General features: G+C 72.1%; 11 protein-coding genes and 1 pseudogene. 8 read left to right on the top strand and 4 right to left on the bottom strand.

Going from position 1 to position 20,398, the window contains the following annotated elements; genetic code table 11:
- The first annotated feature begins 34 nt into the window (after positions 1 to 34).
- Positions 35 to 1,510: a DUF1996 domain-containing protein gene (locus DSC45_RS15220; RefSeq protein ID WP_119291094.1), complete on the top strand. Its 1,476-nt coding sequence runs from the start codon at positions 35 to 37 to the stop codon at positions 1,508 to 1,510.
- 127 nt (positions 1,511 to 1,637) lie between these two features.
- On the opposite strand, the gene DSC45_RS15215 is transcribed toward DSC45_RS15220, so the two are convergent.
- A complete protein-coding gene (locus DSC45_RS15215) occupies positions 1,638 to 2,093 on the bottom strand; it encodes a hypothetical protein (RefSeq protein ID WP_119291092.1) in 456 nt (151 codons plus the stop codon).
- 173 nt (positions 2,094 to 2,266) lie between these two features.
- Between DSC45_RS15215 and DSC45_RS15210 the strand changes: the two genes are divergently transcribed.
- The 5 genes from DSC45_RS15210 (at position 2,267) to DSC45_RS15190 (ending at position 10,445) form a co-directional block, all read left to right on the top strand.
- Positions 2,267 to 5,377 (top strand): alpha-N-acetylglucosaminidase, encoded by a 3,111-nt coding sequence (locus DSC45_RS15210; protein ID WP_119291090.1) that lies wholly within the window; start codon positions 2,267 to 2,269, stop codon positions 5,375 to 5,377.
- Positions 5,378 to 5,488: 111 nt separating this feature from the next.
- Positions 5,489 to 7,423 (top strand): hypothetical protein, encoded by a 1,935-nt coding sequence (locus tag DSC45_RS15205; RefSeq protein ID WP_119291088.1) that lies wholly within the window; start codon positions 5,489 to 5,491, stop codon positions 7,421 to 7,423.
- A gap of 248 nt (positions 7,424 to 7,671) precedes the next feature.
- On the top strand, positions 7,672 to 8,586 hold the full coding sequence (locus DSC45_RS15200) for a metal-dependent hydrolase (RefSeq protein ID WP_119291086.1): 915 nt from the start codon (positions 7,672 to 7,674) through the stop codon (positions 8,584 to 8,586).
- A complete protein-coding gene (locus tag DSC45_RS15195; protein ID WP_119291085.1) occupies positions 8,586 to 9,671 on the top strand; it encodes a PDR/VanB family oxidoreductase in 1,086 nt (361 codons plus the stop codon). The genes DSC45_RS15200 and DSC45_RS15195 overlap by 1 nt, the downstream gene beginning before the upstream one ends.
- Positions 9,672 to 9,719: 48 nt before the next feature.
- A complete protein-coding gene (locus DSC45_RS15190; RefSeq protein WP_119291083.1) occupies positions 9,720 to 10,445 on the top strand; it encodes a TetR/AcrR family transcriptional regulator in 726 nt (241 codons plus the stop codon).
- Between the two features lie 45 nt (positions 10,446 to 10,490).
- On the opposite strand, the gene pulA is transcribed toward DSC45_RS15190, so the two are convergent.
- Entirely contained in the window at positions 10,491 to 13,163 is a 2,673-nt protein-coding gene (pulA, locus tag DSC45_RS15185) for a pullulanase-type alpha-1,6-glucosidase (RefSeq protein ID WP_119291081.1), read from the bottom strand.
- 93 nt (positions 13,164 to 13,256) lie between these two features.
- Positions 13,257 to 14,630 (bottom strand): annotated as a pseudogene (locus tag DSC45_RS15180) (alpha-amylase family protein); the annotation flags it as partial.
- Between the two features lie 457 nt (positions 14,631 to 15,087).
- Between DSC45_RS15180 and DSC45_RS15175 the strand changes: the two are divergent.
- Both DSC45_RS15175 and DSC45_RS15170 read left to right on the top strand, forming a co-directional pair.
- Complete coding sequence (locus tag DSC45_RS15175; protein WP_240434643.1) at positions 15,088 to 16,125, top strand: LacI family DNA-binding transcriptional regulator; 1,038 nt, start codon at positions 15,088 to 15,090, stop codon at positions 16,123 to 16,125.
- Between the two features lie 114 nt (positions 16,126 to 16,239).
- Positions 16,240 to 17,157, top strand: coding sequence for a phosphatase PAP2 family protein (locus DSC45_RS15170; RefSeq protein WP_119291075.1), 918 nt, complete (start codon positions 16,240 to 16,242; stop codon positions 17,155 to 17,157).
- A gap of 127 nt (positions 17,158 to 17,284) precedes the next feature.
- On the opposite strand, the gene DSC45_RS15165 is transcribed toward DSC45_RS15170, so the two are convergent.
- Positions 17,285 to 20,341 (bottom strand): bifunctional [glutamine synthetase] adenylyltransferase/[glutamine synthetase]-adenylyl-L-tyrosine phosphorylase, encoded by a 3,057-nt coding sequence (locus tag DSC45_RS15165; protein WP_119291073.1) that lies wholly within the window; start codon positions 20,339 to 20,341, stop codon positions 17,285 to 17,287.
- Positions 20,342 to 20,398: the final 57 nt, after the last annotated feature.

Genomic DNA, 20,398 nt, shown 5'->3' with positions numbered 1-20,398 from the left:
GAGACGCCGGTGCCCGTGGTGCGTACGTAGCCCCATGGGACGCACCTCACGCAAACGATCAACTCTGGCCGGCCGGGCCGTCGCGGCCTCGGTGGCACTCGTCCTGGGCGGGGGCGGTCTGGTCGCGGTGAATGTCTACGCCTCAGCGGGCGAAGGCAGCGGCCGGCCTTCCGCGCAGGACGGCGGGCGCGGGCAGGGCGGTGGATCCGGACCGCCCGCCGTGTCGACCATCGACTGCCCGGAAGTGGCCAACGGACTCGGAGACGTACCCCGTCGGGCACGCGGCAAGGTGGACCGCACGCTCGCGGCCATGGACAGCCAGATCACCGATGCCTACCGGCGGTTCGCGGAGAACGCGGACCCGGCACGGCAGGAGGATCTGCTCGGTTCACTGCGCGACCAGCGGGAGAGGTCCCTGCGGCGCATCAACGGCGCACTGCAACGGGCCGGCGGCTCCGCGCCGGAAGGCCTCAAGGGCATGGCCCCGTGCACGATGCGCGCCGACGACAACGGCGGTGGCGAAGGCGGGGATGGCCAGGACGGCGGACAGGACGGCGGACAGGGCGACAACGGCGGTCAGGACGGCGGCCAAGGCGGCGACGAGTCCGGCGGCGGACAGGCCGGGAACGGCCCGGTGGACGAGGACTTCGTCGACATCGAGTCCGTCGAGCCCAATGTGAACACCCCCGAGAACGGCGACGACGCGTCCACCGGGAAGTTCGCCACCCAGTGCGGCGTCAACGAGAACGGCAACCGCAACTCCGACAACGTCATCGCAGCCCCCGGGGTGAGCAACGGCGCCCACCACATGCACGACTACGTCGGCAACCAGGCCAACGACGCCTTCGCCAGCGACGACGACCTGGCCGCCGGAGAGACGAGCTGCGACGACCAGGGCGACCGCTCCACGTACTACTGGCCCGTCCTGCGCGTGCAGAACGGCGAGGACGAGGCGGACGCGAACGAGGACGGCGGCGGCAACGACCAGAACGTCGGCAAGATCCAGACGCCGTCCGAGGTCACCCTCGACTTCGTCGGCAGCCCGGTCGGCGAGGTGGTGGAGATGCCCCGCTTCCTGCGCATCATCACCGGCGACGCCAAGGCCTTCACCAACGGCGACGCGAACGCCAACGCCTCCTGGAGCTGCACCGGTTTCGAGGACCGGCAGCTGAAGGACAAGTACCCGCTGTGCCCCGAAGGCAGCAGCGTGGTGCGGTCGTTCCGCTTCCAGAGCTGCTGGGACGGGCAGAACACCGACAGCGCCAACCACCGCACCCATGTGGCCTTCGCAGACGAGAGCGGCCGATGCCCCGAGGGCTTCCAGGCCATTCCGCAGCTGGTGCAGCGGATCGTCTACGACGTGGCGCCGGAGCGGAACTTCGCGGTCGACGCCTTCCCGGAACAGCTGCACAAACCGATCACCGACCACGGCGACTTCATCAACGTCTTCGACGACGAGGTGATGGACGAGATGGTGTCCTGCATCAACGAGGGCCGTGAGTGCGGCTGATCCTCACCACTACCTCGTCCTGATCCCCGCCCGCCGCCGGTGGGCGGCGGGCGACGCGGGGGCGGCCCACGGCGGGGCCGCCCCCGCGTCGGCCGGAACAGGCCCGCCCGCCCCAGAACCTGCGCGGTCAGCTCCCGTGGTGACCGGAGTGCCCCGAGTTCCCGTTCCCCCCATCGCCGCTCCCTGAGTGGTGTGCGGACTCCTCCACGGTCCCCCCGAGCCGGCCGCGCAGCGCCGTGACCACCTTCGGGTTCCCGACGGCGACCCACTTGCGGCCGACCAGATACGTGCCGCCGTAGTCGTTGGCCTCGTTGATCCACTCGCGCTGGCCGCGGTCCGTGTCGAACGTGGTGAGGATGAAACGGCCGTCGTCGTTACGGCAGTTGGCCTGGCGCAGCTCGTCCGCGTCGGTCTGGATGTTCGGCTCGCAGTCCACCTTGCCGGCGAGCTGCTCCAGGCTGCCCGTGGCCGTCTCGGGCACATCGTCGCGGGAGTCGTCGGAGTGGCCCGCACCACAGCCCGTCACCAGGGCGAACAGCGCGACGACGGCCACCGAACGGGGTCCTGCCTGCAGTCCACGCATACCCCCATGGTGCCGTCCACGGACGGCCCGCGGAGGCGAAACGCCAGGTTCCCGCGCACCATTGCCCGCCCCTCGTCCCGTCATTAACGTGCGTGCCGTACGCACCTGTTGGCACCGGCATCACCGATGTTCCAGTACCTGGTCCATTTCCGTCACAGCGTGGGGGCACCCCGATGACCGAACTGTCGCGACGCACACTCCTCGGCACGGCATCGGCGCTGGGCGCCGGCGCCGCACTCGCGTCGTACACCACCGCGGCCGCCGCGCCCCGGCCGTCCACGGCGCGCATGGGGGCCGCCCAGGACGCGCTGGGGCGGCTGCTGCCGGACCACGCCGACCAGATCGGCGTCGAGCAACTGGCCGGCGCACCGGGCGATCGCGCGGACGGGGACCGCTTCCGGGTGGACGGCGGTACGGGACGGATCACGGTGGCCGCGACCAGCCCCGCCGCCGCGCTGACCGGCGTCCACTGGTATCTCAAGTACACCTGCGGGGCGCACCTTTCGTGGGCGGGAAGCCAACTCGGGCTGCCGCGCCGACTGCCCGCGCCGGCCGAAGCGCTGGAGCGCGCGGCGACGGTCCCGCACCGCTTCGCCTTCAACGACACCCACGACGGTTACACCTCGCCGTACGCCGACTGGCCGCGCTGGGAGCGGATGATCGACCTGCTCGCCCTGCACGGCTGCAACGAGGCCCTGGTCACCGTCGGTATGGAGGCCGTGTACCACCGGCTCCTGAAGGACTTCGGCTACTCCGACACCGAGGCCCGCGCCTGGCTGCCGGCGCCCTCGCACCAGTCCTGGTGGCTGCTGCAGAACATGAGCGGCTACGGGGGCCCGCTGAGTGCCGAACTCATCGGCCGGCGCGCCGACTTGGGACGTCGGATCACCGACCGGATGCGGGATCTGGGCATCGCTCCGGTACTGCCCGGCTACTTCGGCACCGTTCCCGACGGCTTCGCGGACCGCAATCCGGGCGCCGAAACGGTCCCGCAGGGCGACTGGAACGGCCTGAAGCGCCCCGACTGGCTCGACCCTCGCACCGATGTCTTCCAGGACGTGGCGGCCGCCTTCTACCGGCATCTGGACGAACTCCTCGGCCCGGTGGATCAGTTCAAGATGGATCTGCTGCACGAGGGCGGCACACCGGGCGACGTGTCGGTGCCGGACGCCGCCCGCGCGGTCGAGCGGGCACTGCACACCGCGCGGCCCGACGCGGTGTGGACGATCCTCGGCTGGCAGGAGAACCCGCGACGCGACGTGATCGACGCGCTCGACAAGGACCGCCTCCTGATCGTCGACGGTCTCTCGGACCTGGAGACGGTCACCGAACGGGAGGAGGACTGGGGCGGGGTCCCGTACGCCTTCGGCACCATCCCCAACTTCGGCGGGCGCACCACGATCGGCGCCAAGACGCACCAGTGGGCGGAGCGGTTCACGCAGTGGCGGGACCGAGCCGGTTCGACCCTGGAGGGGACGGCCTACATGCCGGAGGCCGCGGAGCGCGACCCGGCGGCGTTCGAGCTGTTCTCCGAACTGGCCTGGCGCAAGGAGCCGGTGGACCGCTCCGCGTGGTTCGCCGGTTACGCGGATCTGCGCTACGGCGGCCGGGACCGGGACGCCCGCCGTGCCTTCGCGGTGCTCCGCGAGACGGCGTACCGGATCACCAGCAAGGACGGGCGGCCGCACGATTCGGTGTTCGCCGCACGGCCGAGCCTCACCGCCCGCTCGGGCACCAACTACGCCACTCACACGCCTGCCTTCGACTCCGCCGACTTCGACGGCGCCTTCGCCGCGCTGCTCTCCGTACGTGAGCCGCTGCGCCGGTCGGACGCCTACCGCTACGACCTCACCGATCTGGGCCGGCAGGCGCTCGCCAACCGCTCGTGGCAGCTGATCCCTCAGCTGCAGTCGGCCCACGAGCGCGGCGATCTGGACGCCTTTCGTGCGCTGTCCCGGCTGTGGCTGCGGCTGATGGAACTCAGTGACGAGATGGCCGGTGCGCACCGGGCTTTCCTGCTCGGCCCGTGGATCGACGACGCGCGCCGTTCGGCCACCTCGGCGGACGAGCGGGACCGGCTGGAGGAGACGGCCCGCATCCTGGTCACCACCTGGGCGGACCGGCCCACCGCGGACGGCGGGAAGCTCGCCAACTACGCGAACCGCGACTGGCACGGACTCATCGGGGACTTCCATCTGCCGCAGTGGAAGGCCTACTTGGACGAGCTGGAGGACGCACTCGCGGCGGGCCGCGAGCCGGAGGCCTTCGACTGGTACGCGATCGAGGAACCCTTCCGGCGGCAACGCAAGGACCACCCGCTGCGCCCGCCGAACGACGCCTACCGGACCGCGCGCAGGGTGCACGACGTACTGTCCCGGGCTCCGTATCAGGGGACGGTGGACGTGGTGGCGGACCCGGTGCAGATCCCGCCGGGTGGCCACGCGCGCGTGGACGCCGATTTCCGGAACGTGAACGGGCTGCGGGCCACCGGGCGTGTCGACTTCGCCCTGAGGGGGCCGGAGGCCGAGCCCGACGGCGAGCCGTCGCTGCCGTCCGTGCCGGCGGCGGGCAGCGGCCGGGTGAGCTGGCGGGTGTCGGCGCCGGACGAGCCGCTCACGTCCCCGCTGCTGCCGCTGCCGTACACCCTGACGACGTCGTACGGCCCGGCCGGTGAGCGGCGTGTGCGGGGTGTCGTCGAGGGGAGCCTGTACGTGGCGGGGCCGCTGGGCGAGGGCTGGCGGACGTACACCAGCAATGCGGCGGTGTTCGGCAGGCTGGAGGACCGGTTCGCGGTGAACGGAGCGGGCCAGGACCTGTGGAAGGCGAACGCGGAGTTCGGCACCGCTTACCGGGCCCAGGCGCTGCGGGACGGCGGCAGGGCCACCGTCCGGGTCGATGCGCAGGAGAAGACGGGCGGGTGGGCGCGGGCGGGCGTGATCGTCCGCAACGAGCTCGGCACGCCGGGCTCCGCCGGTTTCGCCAATCTCTCCGTGACGCCGTCGAACGGAGTGGTGTTCTCCTACGACACGAACGGCGACGGCACGCTCGACACCTATGAGCAGGTCAAAGGCGTCACGGCGCCGGTGACGCTGCGCCTGGGGCGTGCCGACGGGGCGCTGACCGCCGAGTACTCGACGGACGACGGTGGCACCTGGCGGACGGTCGCCGCGGTGACCGTGCCGGGGGCGGCCGCAGCGCAGGACGTGGGGCTGTTCATGACGGCCACGCACGGTGGCAGCGGGGCGCGCGGAACGGTCGAGTTCAGTGCCTGGTCGCTGTCCTGAGCGTGCCGAACTCCCCTCGACGTAGATGGAGTTCACGTGTCGGTGCGCCCGGTGGGCCGACGTGACCGGGCGCACGGTGGGTTCGAGTGACCATCGGACGATTCGCTCGTTCTGCTGAATGTGAGCTCACCGGACGCCGTCACCCAGGCCACCCCCGAGGCAGGCTCCCTGATCGACACGGAGCAGGCCGAGGCCGCGCTCGTGGAGCACTATCCACGGCTCGTACGGCTCGGCTACCTGGTGCTGCCGCCGTCGCTGGGGCGCAGCCGCCGGGTCCTGCGTGCGCACGCCCTGGTCCAGCGGGCCCTGCCGCGCGGCCGGGGGCCGACCAGGATGCCGGACGTCCCGGGGCAGCGTGGCGGGCGCGGCGCGGGTGGCGGTCCGGGGTACGCGTTCCTGCGCGGGCGGGTGCTGCGGGCGGCCCTGGCGCGCCGGAGCGCCGGCCTGTTCGGCCGGGCCGCGTTCGCACCGCTGCTGCCGCGGGTGTGGGGGCTGAGCCTGTTCCCGCGCTCCGGCGGTGCGGCCGAACTCGCCCTGGACCAGGAGCTGTCAGCACTCTCTGCGCCCGGTCGCGCCGCGTACGTCCTACGGACCCTGGAGCAGCTGCCGGACGCCGATGTGCGCCGGGCACTGGTGGCCGCCGGTGTCGCGGATCCGCGCGGCGCGCTCGTCGAGGCGGATGCCGTGGCCCCGTGCGGTCGGACGGCGGCGGAGCTGCTCGGTTCGCCGGAGTTCGACGCCTGTTCGCTGCAGGCCAGGCCGACCGATCTGCTGCGGCGCCGCAGGCACTGGACGGCTGCCCTGGTCTCACTGGTGGCGGCTGCGGTGTGCGGAACGCTGCTCGGGCTTCCGGCCGACGGTTGGGGTGGCGGCGACGCTCCGGCCGGGTACGCGGACAACCCGGCCGTCGAGGCGGCACTCGACCCCGCGCGGCTGACCAGGGCCGGCACCGGTGACTGGGAGCGGTCCGCACGCCGGGACTTCACGGTCTGGCCCGCGCGCGGCGAACTCACCGGGGACAAGAACCTGTTGGGGCGCGCGCTGACCGCCTGGGCGCGGCCGGGCGATGCCGTGCGGGTGTCGCACACACCGGGCACCGCGACAGGTCCGCCGCCCGGTCCCGCCCAGTTGCTGTACGCGGGGAAGCTGGGTCGCAGCCGTGTGGTGATCCTGCACGACGGCCTGCGGATCGCCCGCTACGCGGAGCCGCGGGACGGCGGCGGCGACGCGGCCCTGGACTTCGCGCGCGTGGACCACGCCGAGGAGGGCTCGGCGAGCGCGGTGATCGTCGGCAGGGGCAGCGACAAGGTCCGCTATCTGACCGCCCCTTGGGTGCGGACGGCAGCGGTCCGGGACCTGCTCGAGCCGGCTGGGGACGCTCGGACGCTGCAGGTGTCGGAGCAGGGGGTGACCGAGGCGCTCGCCAGCCCCGTACAGCAGCGCGACTGTAAGTCGTGGACCGCCCTCGAGGTGCGCGAGGCGGGCGCCACCCGGCTGCTCACCGACCTCGGCGAACTGACCCCGGCCCGACTGACTTCGGGCCGCCCCGAGGACCCCGGGGAGGTCTCGGGCACCGCGGCCCGGCAGCAGTGGTCGCGGGCCGCCTGCCATCTCACCGCGGTCCGCTCGCACGGTGTCCGTTCGGTCAACTCCTGGGCGTACGCCACCCAGCGGCTCCCGGAGGCGAACGGTTCGGCGACCTGGGTGTGCACCCGGGCGGAGACCTGGCGCGGCACCGGATCGCGGACGCTCGCCCAGTTCCAGGCGCCGGGCGACGGGGCCGCGGCGATCGCGGCGAAGGCGCAGGACTCCCCGGCCTGCGGCCCGCGGCAGCCACGGGTGCTCGCGGGCGTGCTGTGGAAGTCGCGGGCGGGCAGCTGGTACGTGCTGGCCGGCGGCAGCCGCCAGTTGGCCACGGTCACGGCGAGGGGGGACGCGCGGGGTTCGGCCCGTGGCGGGCTGCTGGCGGTCCGCACCGAGAAGGGCGCGACGGCGTCGCTGCGCGGCACCCTCGAGGACGGCTCCGCCATCGCGGCGCTCGGGTGAGGCAGCCGGGCGGTCCTCGCGTACCGGCCGGCGCTTCGGGAACGTCCTGCGCGCGTATGCGGGACGGCACTTCGGACCACCCTCCTTCCTCTGCACGTGCACGCGCGCGTGGGGTGTGATCCTTCTGGACCCCGTTCCCCGTTGCCCACGCGCGCGTGGGGAACGTTTCCCCGTGCCCGTCCGCACCCCGCAGGATTCCCGCTGCACGAGGGGTGTGCCGCCCGCCTACCCCTCAGTACATTGACAGCATGTCTAATACGCAGGCCCGGCTGCCGCAGCCCGTCGCGTCCGAGCACATAGACCTGAAACCCCGGCAGGTCTCCTTCGCCTGGGACGAGACACCGCTGCACTGGATTCCCGGCGATCCGTTCAGCACCCACACCATCAACGTGCTGCATCTGCTGCTGCCGGCCGGCGAACGCTGGTTCGTGCACGTCTACAAGCAGATCCTGCCGTACATCAAGGACGAGCGACTGCGCGCCGACGTCGTCGGGTTCATCGGCCAGGAGGCCATGCACGCGCAGGCCCACGACGAGGTGCTGCCCCACCTGCGCGAGCAGGGCCTCGACCCGACCCCGTACACCGCGCAGGTCGACTGGCTCTTCGAGAAACTGCTCGGTGACCGCACTCTGCCGCCCGGGCGGCCCCGCAAGTGGTGGCTGATGGAACGGGTGGCGACCATCGCCGCCATCGAGCACTACACCGCCTTCCTCGGCAACTGGGTGCTCAACGCCGACGAGTTGGACCGCCGCGAGGCGGACCCGACGATGCTCGACCTGCTGCGCTGGCACGGCGCCGAGGAGGTCGAGCACCGTTCGGTGGCCTTCGAGCTCTTCCTGCACGTGGACGGCTCGTACGCGCGCCGGGTGCGCACCTGGGCCACCGCCTTCGGTGCCCTGGTCTTCCTGTGGCAGCGCGGCACCCGCTTCTTCATGGCGAACGACCCGACGCTGACCGAGGGCCGGGCGTCGGTGCGGGCCTTCGTGGAGCGGGGCCGTGCGGGCGTACTGCCCTCCACCGGATCCATGGTGCGCTCCATCCCCCGCTATCTGTCGCGCTCCTACCACCCGTCCCAGGAGGGCTCGACGGAGCAGGCCGTCGCGTACCTGGCGAGCTCGCCCGCGGCCACGGCCGCCGAGGCCCGCGAGACGGGAGCCGGCTGATGCCCTCACTGCGTACCGCGGCCGCGGTGGCGGGCGCGGCGCTGCTGGCCCGGCGGGCCCTGCGTCGGAGGATCGCCCGCTCGCCGCTGTGGCCGCTGCCCGCGCTCGAAGTGCCGGTCAGCGGACGGCCACGCGCGCGTGCCATGCGCCTGGTGGTCACCGGCCGCGAGACGATCGCCGACTCGGTGGTCCGACTGCGCCTGGAAGCGCGCGGTGCGGGCGGACAGTTGCCCGCCTGGGAGCCCGGTGCCCACCTCGACGTACTGCTCCCCTCGGGCCGTATGCGGCAGTACTCGCTGTGCGGGGAGCCTGGTCCGGCCGGCGCGTTCGGGGTGTCCTCGTACACCGTCGCCGCACGTCTGGTGGCCGGCGGCCGGGGTGGCTCGCGCGAGCTGCACGAGGAACTGCACGAGGGCACCGAGGTGGAGGTCCGCGGACCGCGCAACCGCTTCCCACTGGTGCCTTCGCACTCCTACGTGTTCGTCGCCGGCGGTATCGGGATCACCCCGCTGTGGCCGATGCTGCGGGCAGCCGACGCGGCCGGCGCCCAGTGGCGGCTCCTGTACGGGGGCTCCACGCGCGCGTCGATGCCGTTTCTCGCGGAGATCGAGAAGCTGGACGCCGGACGGGGGCGGGTGAGCGTCGTCCCGCAGGACGAGGCGGGACTGCCGGACCTGAGCGCCCTGTTCGACGCCGCTGCGCCGGCCACGTCGGTGTACTGCTGCGGCCCCGAGGGTCTGATGGACGCGGTGGCCGCGGTCCTGCCGGCGGGCAGCCCGTTGCATCTGGAGCGCTTCACCCCGGCGGCCGCCGTCGAGGGGAACGCTCCGATCGAGGTCGAACTGCGGCGCAGCGGGCGCACGGTGACCGTGCCGGCCGACTCCACGGTGCTCGCCGCGGTGCGCGCGGAGCTGCCGGATCTGCCGTACTCCTGCGAGCAGGGCTTCTGCGGTACCTGCCAACAGCGGGTCGTCGAGGGTGAGATAGACCACCGCGACGAGCTGCTCACGGACGCGGAGCGGTCCGATTCCATGCTGTTGTGCGTCTCCCGCGCGCGGGGGGCACGGCTGGTGCTCGACCTGTGAGGGGGCTGTGCACCGAGGCACCTGCGGACGGCCGTTAGGGTTGTCGGTATGACTACCGGGGTGCGCCGCAGGATGGGTGTCGAGGAGCGGCGGCAGCAGCTGATCGCGGTGGCGCTCGAGCTCTTCAGCCACCGCTCCCCCGACGAGGTCTCCATCGACGAGATAGCGGCGGCCGCCGGTATATCGCGGCCGCTCGTCTACCACTACTTCCCGGGCAAGGTGAGCCTCTACGAGGCGGCGTTGCGCAAGGCGGCGGACGATCTCGCGGGCCGTTTCGTGGAGCCGCACGAGGGTCCGCTCGGTGCCCGCCTGCAGCGGGTGATGCGACGGTTCTTCGACTTCGTCGACGAGCACGGCCCGGGTTTCTCGGCACTCATGCGCGGCGGGCCCGCGGTACTGCCGAACGGCGGCGGTACGACGCTCGCGGGCACGCCGACGACGAACGCGCTGATCGGTTCGGTCCGCCAGGCCGCGTACGAGGAGATCGTCTCCCACCTGGGGCTGCCCCAGCCCCCGGCCAGGCTCGAACTGGTCGTCCGCTCCTGGGTGTCGCTCGCCGAGTCCACAGCCCTGATCTGGCTGGACGGCCGCCGGGTGCCGCGCGCCGAACTCGAACTCCAGCTGGTGCACGACTTCGCGGCGCTCGCCGCGGTGAGCGCCGCCTACGACGAGGAGATGGCAGGCATCCTGCGCTCGGTACTCGCCGACGAACCGGCCGACGGCCCCTTCGCGGAACTCGTCGGACGGCTCGCCGCACTGGCCCCGACCGGCTGACAGCGGGCCGTCCGGACGGTGTTCCCCGCCCGGACGCCCCTCGGCTCAGCGACCGCCGGCGGCGAACACCGCGACGGTCCGCGCGGGCACGGTGAACGTCCCCGTCCTCGTGTCGTACGAGGCGTCCTTGACCACCGGATCGGCGCCGGAGCCCTGCACGGGGTGCAGCCCGTAGCGGGAGCCCGCGAGGTCTTCCACCCGCTGGTCCGTCTCCTCGGGCGTGGCGTTGAACACGACCACCAGATCGTCCACGCGCAGCGTGACCACTCCAGGCGTCTCGTCCTTGCCGGACAGCGGGAAGGACAGCTTGTCCTGCACCTCGCCGGCGGTCCGCAGGGCGAAGGCCCGCTCCCCCGTGCGGATCTTCAGCAGATCGCGGTACGCGGCGGACGTGCCCTCGATCTCCGCACAGCCCGGCACCGGGATTCCGGTCAACAGGGGCGCCGCGTAAGGCCACTTGGGCTCATTGTCGGCGGCCGGCGGGAGTCCGCGGCCGAAGCCGTTGCCGTCCCGGCAGTCCCAGTGCAGCGCGTTGAACCAGTCGCCGCTGTCGAAGGAGTTGCGGTCGAGGGACTTCGAGCGGAGCAGGTCGGTGCCCGCCTGCGAGAGCGCCGGCCCCTGGGCGAGTGCGGCGGTGCTCATGGCGAGGACCTGCATCCTGGCCCGGTCGGCCGTGGAGGTACCGGCGGGCAGCTTGAAGGCGAGGGAGTCGTAGAGGGTCTCGTTGTCGTGGGCGTCCGCGTAGGACAGGGCGTCGTCGGGGGCGGCCGCGTATCCGGCGGGGGCGCCGTTGTAGTCGACGTCGGCGCCGGTGACGGTGCGGCCGGTGGTGTCGGTGAAGGTGTAGTCGGCGAGGCTGCCGGTCAGGCCGACCTTGAGCAGGTCCTGATAGTGCAGGAGGCGGGCCTTCTGCTCCTTCTCGGTGCCGTTGTTCTTCGACGCGTTGGGGTCGGTGAACAGGCCGGTGGCGAAGCCCTGGACGCCGGGGTCCTCGTCGAAGGGACCGCCGCCGCGGACGGCGTCGCGGGCGCGGTCGGAGAAGGTGGCGATGCCGGTGCCGGCCATGTTCTGCTGGGTCGCCTGCTCGAAGCGGGCGTCGTCGGCGATCTCGCCGAAGTTCCAGCCCTCGCCGTACAGGACGATGTCCTTGCCGTCGACGCCGTCGCGGGCCGGGGTGAGGGCGTCGAGCGCCTTGCGCACGGCCAGGATGTTGGCCTTCGGGTGGTGGCCCATGAGGTCGAAGCGGAAACCGTCGATCTTGTACTGCTTGGCCCAGGTGACGATCGAGTCGACGACGAGGCGGCCCATCATGGCGTGCTCGGGTGCGGTGTTCGCGCAGCAGGTGGAGTCGGCGACGCTGCCGTCGTCCAGGAGGCGCTGGTAGTAGCCGGGCACGATGCGGTCGAGGACGGAGGTCTTGTCCTGGCCGCTCGCGGCGGTGTGGTTGTAGACGACGTCCATGACGACGCGCAGGCCGTCCGTGTTGAGGGACTTGACCATCTCCCGGAACTCGAGGGTGCGGCGGGCCCCGTCCGGGTCGGTGGCGTAGGAGCCCTCGGGGACCGTGTAGTGGTACGGGTCGTAGCCCCAGTTGTAGGCGTCGTCGGCGGCGGTCTCGCCCACGCACGCCTGCTGGCGCGGCGAGTCGGCGGGCAGGGCGGCCAAGTCGCAGTCCGGGGAGGCCTGTTCGCGTTCCGGGACGGTGGCGATGTCGAAGGCGGGCAGCAGGTGGACGTACGAGGTTCCGGCGTCGGCGAGTTCGCGCAGATGCCGGGTCCCGCGGCTGTCGCGGTCGGCGAAGGCGAGGTACTTGCCGCGGTGGCTCGCGGTGCGGTCGGACGCGGAGAAGTCGCGGATGTGCAACTCCTGTATCTGCGCGCTGCCCAGCGCCGCGGCGTCCGGCTTGCGCAGCCGTGACCAGCCGGCGGGGGCGAGCGAGCGGTCGTCGAGATCGGCGAGGACGCTGCGTTCGGAGTCGGCGGTCAGGGCCGTGGAGTACGGGTCGGTGACCTTGTTGGTGACGAACTTCCCTTCGCTCGGGGCCCACACGCGTACGACGTAGCGGTAGCTCTTGCCGCGCCAGTCGCGGTCGCCGGAGACGGACCAGACGCCGGTGCGGGCGTCCCGCCTCATCTCGACGGTGCGGCCATCGAGTTCGAGGTGCACATCGCGTGCGGTGGGCGCCCAGACGGAGAGAGTGGGGCGGCCGTGGTGGAAGACGGGGCCGAGGTCGGCCTTCGTCGCGTAGAGGTCGTCCAGCACGCCGGGGATCTGGATCTCGGTGGTGGCGGTGACGGGTCCGCCCGCGGTGTCCTGGACGGCGAGCAGCCGGCCGCGCAGCGCGGTGCGGATCCGGTCGCGGTCGCGCGGGTCGACGCGGAAGGCCGAACGGCCCGCCAGATGGGGGTACTTGGCGCGCTGCGCGGCGCTGAGGCTGCCGGGGGCGAGGCGGATCGCCTTGGCGCCGCCGGCCTCCTGGCCCTTCTCGGCGGGGAGCACGCCGCTGTCGGTGTACAGGAGGCGGTGGCGTGCCCCGTCCGCGTCCGGCGCCTGCCACACGACGGTGTCACGGTCGATCCACTGGGCCTGCGCCTCGGCCTGCTCCCCGCTCGCTGCCGGAGCGGCGGAGCCGGCGGTGGCCGCGGGCGCGAGTGGGACGAGCAGCGCCGCGAGGGCTGCCAGAGAGACCGCGGCTCGGCGCGGTGCGGGGCGTTTCACGGTGGGGCTCCTTGGAGGTGATGCCGCAGGGACGACGGCCGCCCGGCACGGGGAGGTGTGCCGAGCGGCCGGGGAATCGGGACGTGCGGTTCAGCAGCTGCGCTTGCCGGTGTGCAGGGCGAGCGCCGTGTGCGCGCCGAGCGTCGCGGTGAACTGTCCGGAGTCGTCGACAGTGACCGGGTTGCCGCTCTGGACGTCGCAGTACTCGCCGGCCGCGAGGGAGGTCTGGAAGGTGTGGTCCAGTTCCCCGTCCTCGTGGTTGATGGCCACGAATCCCTTGTCGCCGCGGCCGAAGGCGATCTGCCCGCCGCCGTTGTCCCACCAGTCGCTCACGGCCTCGTCACCGGCCGTGTTGCGGAAGCCGACCATGGAGGAGATCTCCGGCCAGGCGTGCTGGCAGGACCAGCCGCCGCTGTTGCAGGCGCTGACCTCGCCACCGTTCGGCGGGCCGGCGTCCTTGTCGTCGAACTCGTAGCCGGAGTGCACGTCGGGCGAGCCGTAGGGCCAGGCCAGCATGAAGACGTGGGCGAGGGTGTAGGCGGCTCCGTCCTTGTAGGTGAGGGTGTCGCCGCCGCGCTCGGTGTCGTGATTGGCCACGAAGACCGCGGACTTGCCGGACTCCATGAAGCCCTCGCCGTAGTTCTGCAGACCTGCGAGGCTGCCGCCGCCGAAGGCGTCCTTGAGGCCGCGGCCGTAGCGGAACTCCTGGACGTCGCCGCTGCCCAGGTACTCCTCGGGGGAGACGGCCTCGCCCGCTCCGTGGATGGCCTCGTGCTTCCAGTACACGCCCGGATCGCTCAACTTGCCCTTGATGGCCTCGAGATCCTCTGCCGGCATGTGCTTCGAGGCGTCGATCCGGAAGCCGTCCACGCCGAGCGAGCTCAGGTCGTCCAGGTATCCGGCGATGGCCGTACGGACGTGCTCCTCGCCGGTGTCCACGTCGGCGAGACCGACGAGTTCGCAGTTCTGCACGTTGGTCCGGTCGCCGTAGTCCGTGATCTCGTCGCGGCAGTCGTCCAGGTCCGCGCCGGAGTACAGGCCCGGGTACTCGTACTTCTGGTACGCGGTGCCGCCGGTGCCGGTGCCCGACGCGGCCGCCATGTGGTTGATCACCGAGTCGGCGATGACCTTGACGCCTGCCTCGTGGCAGGTGTCCACCATGGCCTTGAAGGCATCGCGGTCGCCGAGCCGACCGGCGATCTTGTGGCTGACGGGCTGGTACGAGGTCCACCACTGCTCGCCCTGGATGTGTTCCTGGGGCGGGGAGACCTGGACGGATCCGTAGCCTGCGGGGGCGAGTTGGTCGGTGCACGCCGTCGCCACCGAGTCGAATTTCCACTCGAAGAGCACGGCGGTGACGTCACTGTCGGCGGGCGGCGCGGCCTCGGCTCCGGACGAGGGGACGACGAGGGCGGCCGCGGTGCCCGCCGCCAGGGCGAGGGTGGCAGCCAGGGTCTTTCTGGCCATGTTTCCTCCTGCACGTGGGGAGGTGCGGGTACGGAGTGGGGCAGGCAGGCCCTGCTGACAACGCGCCTTGCCCGTCACGCCGTTGGGGAACGGTCCAGCACGGGGGTGCACGGACCTGGAACGGTTGCTTGCTGAACTTGCCGAACTTGCAGCCTCTTTCAGAAAGATGACCGCAAGTTCCTGCGATGCAGACCGTAGAAGCCCTCCCCTCCAGGGTCAATACCTAGGACACACAGGGGACATGGCCAGGAAACCCGGTCGAGCGCTTTCCGTAAGAACTTGCAAGTCGTCCCTGTCTCGACCAGCCGCGCCTGCCACGTGCCACCGCCAACTCCCCTCCACCGCAAGCGCGATGGGCAGCGCAGCCACTCCCGGGCTGCCGCCGCTTCCGCCCGATTCCGGCGGGAAGCGCCCATCTGGTGGGAAGCGGGAGGTGCGGGCGGTACAGTCCCGTTCCGTGACCGCGAGACTTGCCGACATCGCAGCCCAGTCCGGAGTCAGCGAGGCCACGGTCAGCCGGGTACTCAACGGCAAGCCGGGCGTCGCCGCCACCACCCGCCAACTCGTGCTCGCCGCCCTGGATGTGCTCGGCTACGAGCGCCCGGTACGGCTGCGACAGCGCAGCGCAGGACTGGTCGGCCTCCTCACCCCGGAGCTGGAGAACCCGATCTTCCCGGCGTTCGCCCAGGTCATCGCCCAAACCCTGACGCGCGAGGGCTACACGCCGATCCTGGCCACCCAGACTCCTGGCGGCGCCACCGAGGACGAGCTCACCGAGATGCTGGTGGAGCGCGGTGTCGACGGAATCGTCTACGTCTCGGGGCTGCACGCCGACACCACCGCCGACATGCGTCGTTACGACCGGCTGCGGGCCGAGGGCGTCCCGTTCGTGATGATCAACGGCTTCTCGCCCAAGGTGCGGGCACCGTTCGTCTCTCCCGACGACCGGTCCGCGATGCGGCTCGCCGTGACCCACCTGCTGTCCCTCGGCCACGAACGGATCGGCCTCGCGCTCGGCCCGCAGCGCTTCGTCCCGGTCCAGCGCAAGCTCGAGGGATTCACCGACACCCTGCGCGAACAGCGCGGCCTGGACAGCGCGGAGACGGAAGTCCTCGTCGAGCACTCCCTCTACACCCTGGAGGGCGGCCAGGCAGCGGCCGGCACACTGCTCGAGAAGGGCTGCACCGCGATCGTCTGCGCCAGCGACATGATGGCACTCGGTGCCGTCAGGACGGCGCGGCAGCGCGGGCTCGCCGTCCCCGACGACGTCTCCGTGGTCGGCTTCGACGACTCCCCGCTGATCGCGTTCACCGACCCTCCGCTCACCTCCGTGCGGCAACCGGTCACCGCCATGGGACTCGCCGCCGTACGCGCACTGCTCGAGGAGATCGCGGGCACCCCCGCGCCGCACAGCGAATTCGTGTTCATGCCGGAGCTGGTGGTCCGCGGTTCAACCGCCTCGGCCCGGGCAGGCGCACGAGGGACGGCCCCCTAAGGGAGGGCCCCGAACGCCTCCGGGGCCGGATCGTCCGTAGGGCGTAGAACATGCAGTAAGGACCCAACCGAGGGATGATCAGGCGAAGACGGGAATCTGGCAGACTTCTTCCTCATGGGTGAGACGACTGTGACAGCAGCGGAAGGCCGTACGGCCGCCGACCCGTCACCCGTCAAAGAAGGAGACGCCGAACAGCGCGTCCCGGACGTCGGGGGCGACACGGAGCGGCAGCGTACGGCGCGTTCCGTGCTGCGCCGCCTGCGCACCCCCGGCCGCCCTCGCATCTGGTGGGAACTGGCGCTCATCGCGGTCAGCTACTGGCTGTACTCCCTGGTGCGCAACGCGGTCCCCGAGCAGAAGTCCGCGGCGATGCGCAACGCGGACTGGATCTGGCAGGCGGAGCACAGCATCGGCCTCGCCTTCGAGCACTCGGTCAACCGGGCCATCGACTCGGTGACATGGCTGATCGTCGGCATGAACTACTACTACGCGACGCTGCACTTCATCATCACCATCGTGGTCCTGGTGTGGATCTACCGCCGCCATCCCGGGCGGTACGCCGCGACCCGCACCGTCCTCTTCGTCACCACCGGCATCGCCCTGGTCGGCTTCTACTTCTTCCCGCTCGCCCCGCCGCGGCTCATGGAGAGCGGACCGGACTTCATCGACACGGTCGTCGCGCACCAGACCTGGGGGTCGATGGCCTCCGGCGACCTCAAGGACATGACCAACCAGTACGCGGCGATGCCGTCCATGCATATCGGGTGGTCCCTGTGGTGCGGGCTGACGATCTTCGCGCTCGCCAAGCTGCCGTGGGTACGGATCCTGGGCCTGCTCTACCCGGTCGCGACGCTGATCGTCATCATCGCCACCGCGAACCACTTCTGGCTGGACGCGGTGGGGGGCGTGCTGTGCCTCGCAGTGGGCTTCGGGGTGGTCCGCCTCTGGTACGGATCGCTTCCGTACGGCCCTTCGCGCGCCGGCGCCACGTCCCGCTCCTCCGAGGCCGTCTCGCGCCCTTCCGGAGATTGAGTTGGGGGTGAGCCCCTGCTCGAGCCGTCCGGCCTGACGGCCACCTCTTCCATCGCCGGACGGGCTTCATCTCGGCGCCGGACGGGCTTCGTGCAAGCCGGCCCGTTCGCCCCTGGGCGGTGGGGCGTCAGGAAACCGCCCCGTAGAAGCGCTCCTCCACCACCCCGCGCGCGCGGCGCGTGACGCGTCGATACGCGTCGATCATGGAACCCACCGTCCCGGGCTCATAGCCCAGATAGCGCCCGACCGCGGCCAGTTCACGCGTGTGCGAGGGAAACGTGTCGCCGGCTCGCCCCCGTACCAGCATCACCGCATTCCGCACCCGTGTCGCCAGGACCCACGCCTCGTCGAGGATCTGCGCGTCCTCGGCCGGGATCAGCCGCGCCGCGCAGGCGGCAGCCAGCGCCTCGCGGGTCCTGGTGGTACGCAGCCCCGGCTCGGCCCACGCGTGCTGCAGCTGGAAGAGCTGCACGGTCCATTCCACGTCGCTCAGCCCACCGCGCCCGAGCTTCGCGTGCAGGGTCGGGTCGGCGCCGCGCGGCAGCCGTTCCGCCTCCATCCGGGCCTTCAGACGGCGGATCTCGCGGACCGCGTCGTCCCCGAGGCCCTCGACCGGGTAACGCAGCGGGTCGATCAGGTCGACGAAGCGCCGCCCGAGGTCCGCGTCGCCCGCCACCGGTTCCGCACGCAGCAGTGCGTGGCTCTCCCAGACCCTGGACCAGCGCCGGTAGTAGGCCTCGTACGACTTGAGGGTGCGGACCAGCGGGCCGTTCCTGCCCTCCGGGCGCAGATCGGCGTCGATGAGGAGGGGCGGGTCTCCGCTCGGGATCTGCAGCAGCCGGCTCATCTCGGAGACCACCCGGCTCGCGGCCTCGGCCGCCTCCCGCTCGTCGACGCCCTCGCGGGGCTCGTGCACGAACAGCACGTCCGCGTCCGAGCCGTAGCCCAGTTCGTGGCCGCCGAAGCGGCCCATGCCGATGATCGCGAAGCGGGTCGGCAGCTCGTCGCCCCAGCCCGCGCGGACCACCGCGCGCAGGGTGCCGGCGAGCGTCGCGGCGGTCAGGTCGGACACCGCGCCGCCGACCAGGTCCACCAGATCGCCGGGATCGGCGGGCTCCTCGGAACCGACGTGACCGGGGGGCTCCTGCGCGGGGTGCGCCTCGCCGTCCAGGGCGGGACCCTCCGTGCCGTAACTGCCGATCAGATCGGCCGCCGCGGTGCGGAACAATTCGCGCCGGCGTACACCTCGTGCCGTGGCCACCGCCTGCTCGGCGTCGTCCGCGCGGCCCACCGCGGCAAGGATCTCCTGCTCCAGCTGGGCGTGGTCGCGCGGTTCGAGACCCTTGGGGTCGCCGAGCAGCGCCACTGCCTCGGGGGCGCGAAGGAGCAGGTCCGGGGCGAGCCGGCCGGCGGACAGGACCCGGGCCAGGTTCTCGGCCGCGGCGCCCTCGTCGCGCAGCAGCCGTAGGTACCAGGGGGTCTTGCCGAGCGCGTCGGAGACCTTGCGGAAGCCGAGCAACCCCGCGTCCGGGTCCGCCGAGTCCGCGAACCAGCCGAGCAGCACCGGGAGCAGCGTGCGCTGGATCGCGGCCTTCCGGCTCACCCCGGAGGCGAGTGCCTCGAGGTGGCGGAGCGCGGCCGCCGGGTCCACGTAACCGAGTGCCACCAGGCGCTCCCGGGCGGCGTCCGGGGAAAGCCGGATCTCGCCGGGTGCCAGCTGGGCGACGGCGTCCAGGAGCGGCCGGTAGAACAGCTTCTCGTGCAGGCGCCGGACCGCGGCCGCATGCTTGCGCCAGGCCTGGTTGAGGGACGCCACCGGGTCGGTGCGCAGACCGAGCGAGCGGCCGAGGCGCCGGAGGCCGGCCTCGTCGTCGGGCACCAGGTGGGTGCGCCGCAGCCGGTACAGCTGGATGTGGTGCTCCATGGCGCGCAGGAAGCGGTACGCCTCGTCGAAGCGAGTGGCGTCCGCGCGGCCGATGTAGCCGCCCTCGGCGAGCGCCTGCAGCGCCTGGAGTGTGCTGCCGCTGCGCAGCGAGGGGTCGGACCTGCCGTGCACCAACTGCAGGAGCTGGACGGCGAATTCGACGTCCCGGAGGCCGCCGGGGCCCAGCTTGAGCTCGCGGTCGAGTTCGGCGGCGGGGATGTTGTCGACGACCCGGCGGCGCATCCGCTGCACGTCCGGCACGAAGTTGTCCCGCTCGGCCGCCTGCCACACCAGCGGCGCGATGGTCGCCACGTACTCCTCGCCGAGTTCACTGTCGCCGGCCACCGGCCGGGCCTTGAGCAGGGCCTGGAACTCCCAGGTCTTGGCCCACCGTTGGTAGTACGCGAGATGCGAGGACAGGGTGCGGACGAGGGGGCCGTTGCGGCCCTCGGGGCGGAGGTTGGCGTCGACGGGCCAGATGGTGCCCTCGACGTTGGTGTCCGAGCAGATGCGCATCATGTGGGCGGCGAGCCGCCCGGCCGCCTGCATGGCCTTGGTCTCGTCGGCGCCGGCCGCGTGATCCGCGGGGGCTGCCACGAAGATGACGTCCACGTCGGAGACGTAGTTCAGCTCGTGTCCGCCGCACTTGCCCATGGCGACGACCGCGAGCCGGCAGGCCGCCGCGTCCTCGGGGGCGTCGGCCGAGGCGATGGCCAGGGCGGCGCGCAGGGTCGCGGTGGCGAGGTCGGCGAGTTCCGCGGCGGTCTGGGCGACGCCGGTGGTGCCGCAGACGTCGCGGGCCGCGATGGACAGCAGGCAGCGGCGGTACGCCACCCGCAGGGCGACCGGGTCGTCGGCCTCGGCGAGACCGCGTTCGAAATCCTCGACACCGGGGTGCAGATCGGCGTGCTCGTAGCGGACGAGGGCCTGCCAGTCGCGGGGGTGGCGGGCCAGATGGTCGGCGAGTGCCTCGGAGGCCCCGATAACCCCGAGCAGCCGGTCGCGCAGCGGTTTCGCGGCGAGCAGGGTGTCGATCAGGGTGCGGCGTTCGTCCTCGGGCTGCGCCTCGACGAGGCGCACCAGGCTGAGCAGCGCGAGATCCGGGTCCGCGGTGGCGCCCAGGGCGTCCAGGAGTACGGGGTCCGTGCGCAGTTCGGCCAGTTCCGGGCTCTCGAGGAGCCGGCCCGCCGCGGACGGATCGGTGAAGCCGTGCCGCAGTAGACGGGTGAAGGTACTGCTCCGGCGCCCCGGCGCTGTCATCCCGGCCTCCTGTCCGATCGGGGCGTTCGCATCGGGTCGTGCCGTGCGTCCGTCCGC

This window comes from Streptomyces sp. YIM 130001 (assembly GCF_003574445.1).
Taxonomy (GTDB): Bacteria; Actinomycetota; Actinomycetes; order Streptomycetales; family Streptomycetaceae; genus Streptomyces.
This window is presented reverse-complemented; position numbering and strand designations above follow the sequence as displayed.

Excerpts from the sequence above, each read along its gene's own strand:
- DSC45_RS15220 (WP_119291094.1), top strand. The coding sequence starts at position 35 with ATGGGACGCACCTCACGCAAACGATCAACTCTGGCCGGCCGGGCCGTC.
- DSC45_RS15215 (WP_119291092.1), bottom strand. The coding sequence starts at position 2,093 with ATGCGTGGACTGCAGGCAGGACCCCGTTCGGTGGCCGTCGTCGCGCTG.
- DSC45_RS15210 (WP_119291090.1), top strand. The coding sequence starts at position 2,267 with ATGACCGAACTGTCGCGACGCACACTCCTCGGCACGGCATCGGCGCTG.
- DSC45_RS15200 (WP_119291086.1), top strand. The coding sequence starts at position 7,672 with ATGTCTAATACGCAGGCCCGGCTGCCGCAGCCCGTCGCGTCCGAGCAC.
- DSC45_RS15195 (WP_119291085.1), top strand. The coding sequence starts at position 8,586 with ATGCCCTCACTGCGTACCGCGGCCGCGGTGGCGGGCGCGGCGCTGCTG.
- DSC45_RS15190 (WP_119291083.1), top strand. The coding sequence starts at position 9,720 with ATGACTACCGGGGTGCGCCGCAGGATGGGTGTCGAGGAGCGGCGGCAG.
- DSC45_RS15170 (WP_119291075.1), top strand. The coding sequence starts at position 16,240 with ATGGGTGAGACGACTGTGACAGCAGCGGAAGGCCGTACGGCCGCCGAC.
- DSC45_RS15165 (WP_119291073.1), bottom strand. The coding sequence starts at position 20,341 with ATGACAGCGCCGGGGCGCCGGAGCAGTACCTTCACCCGTCTACTGCGG.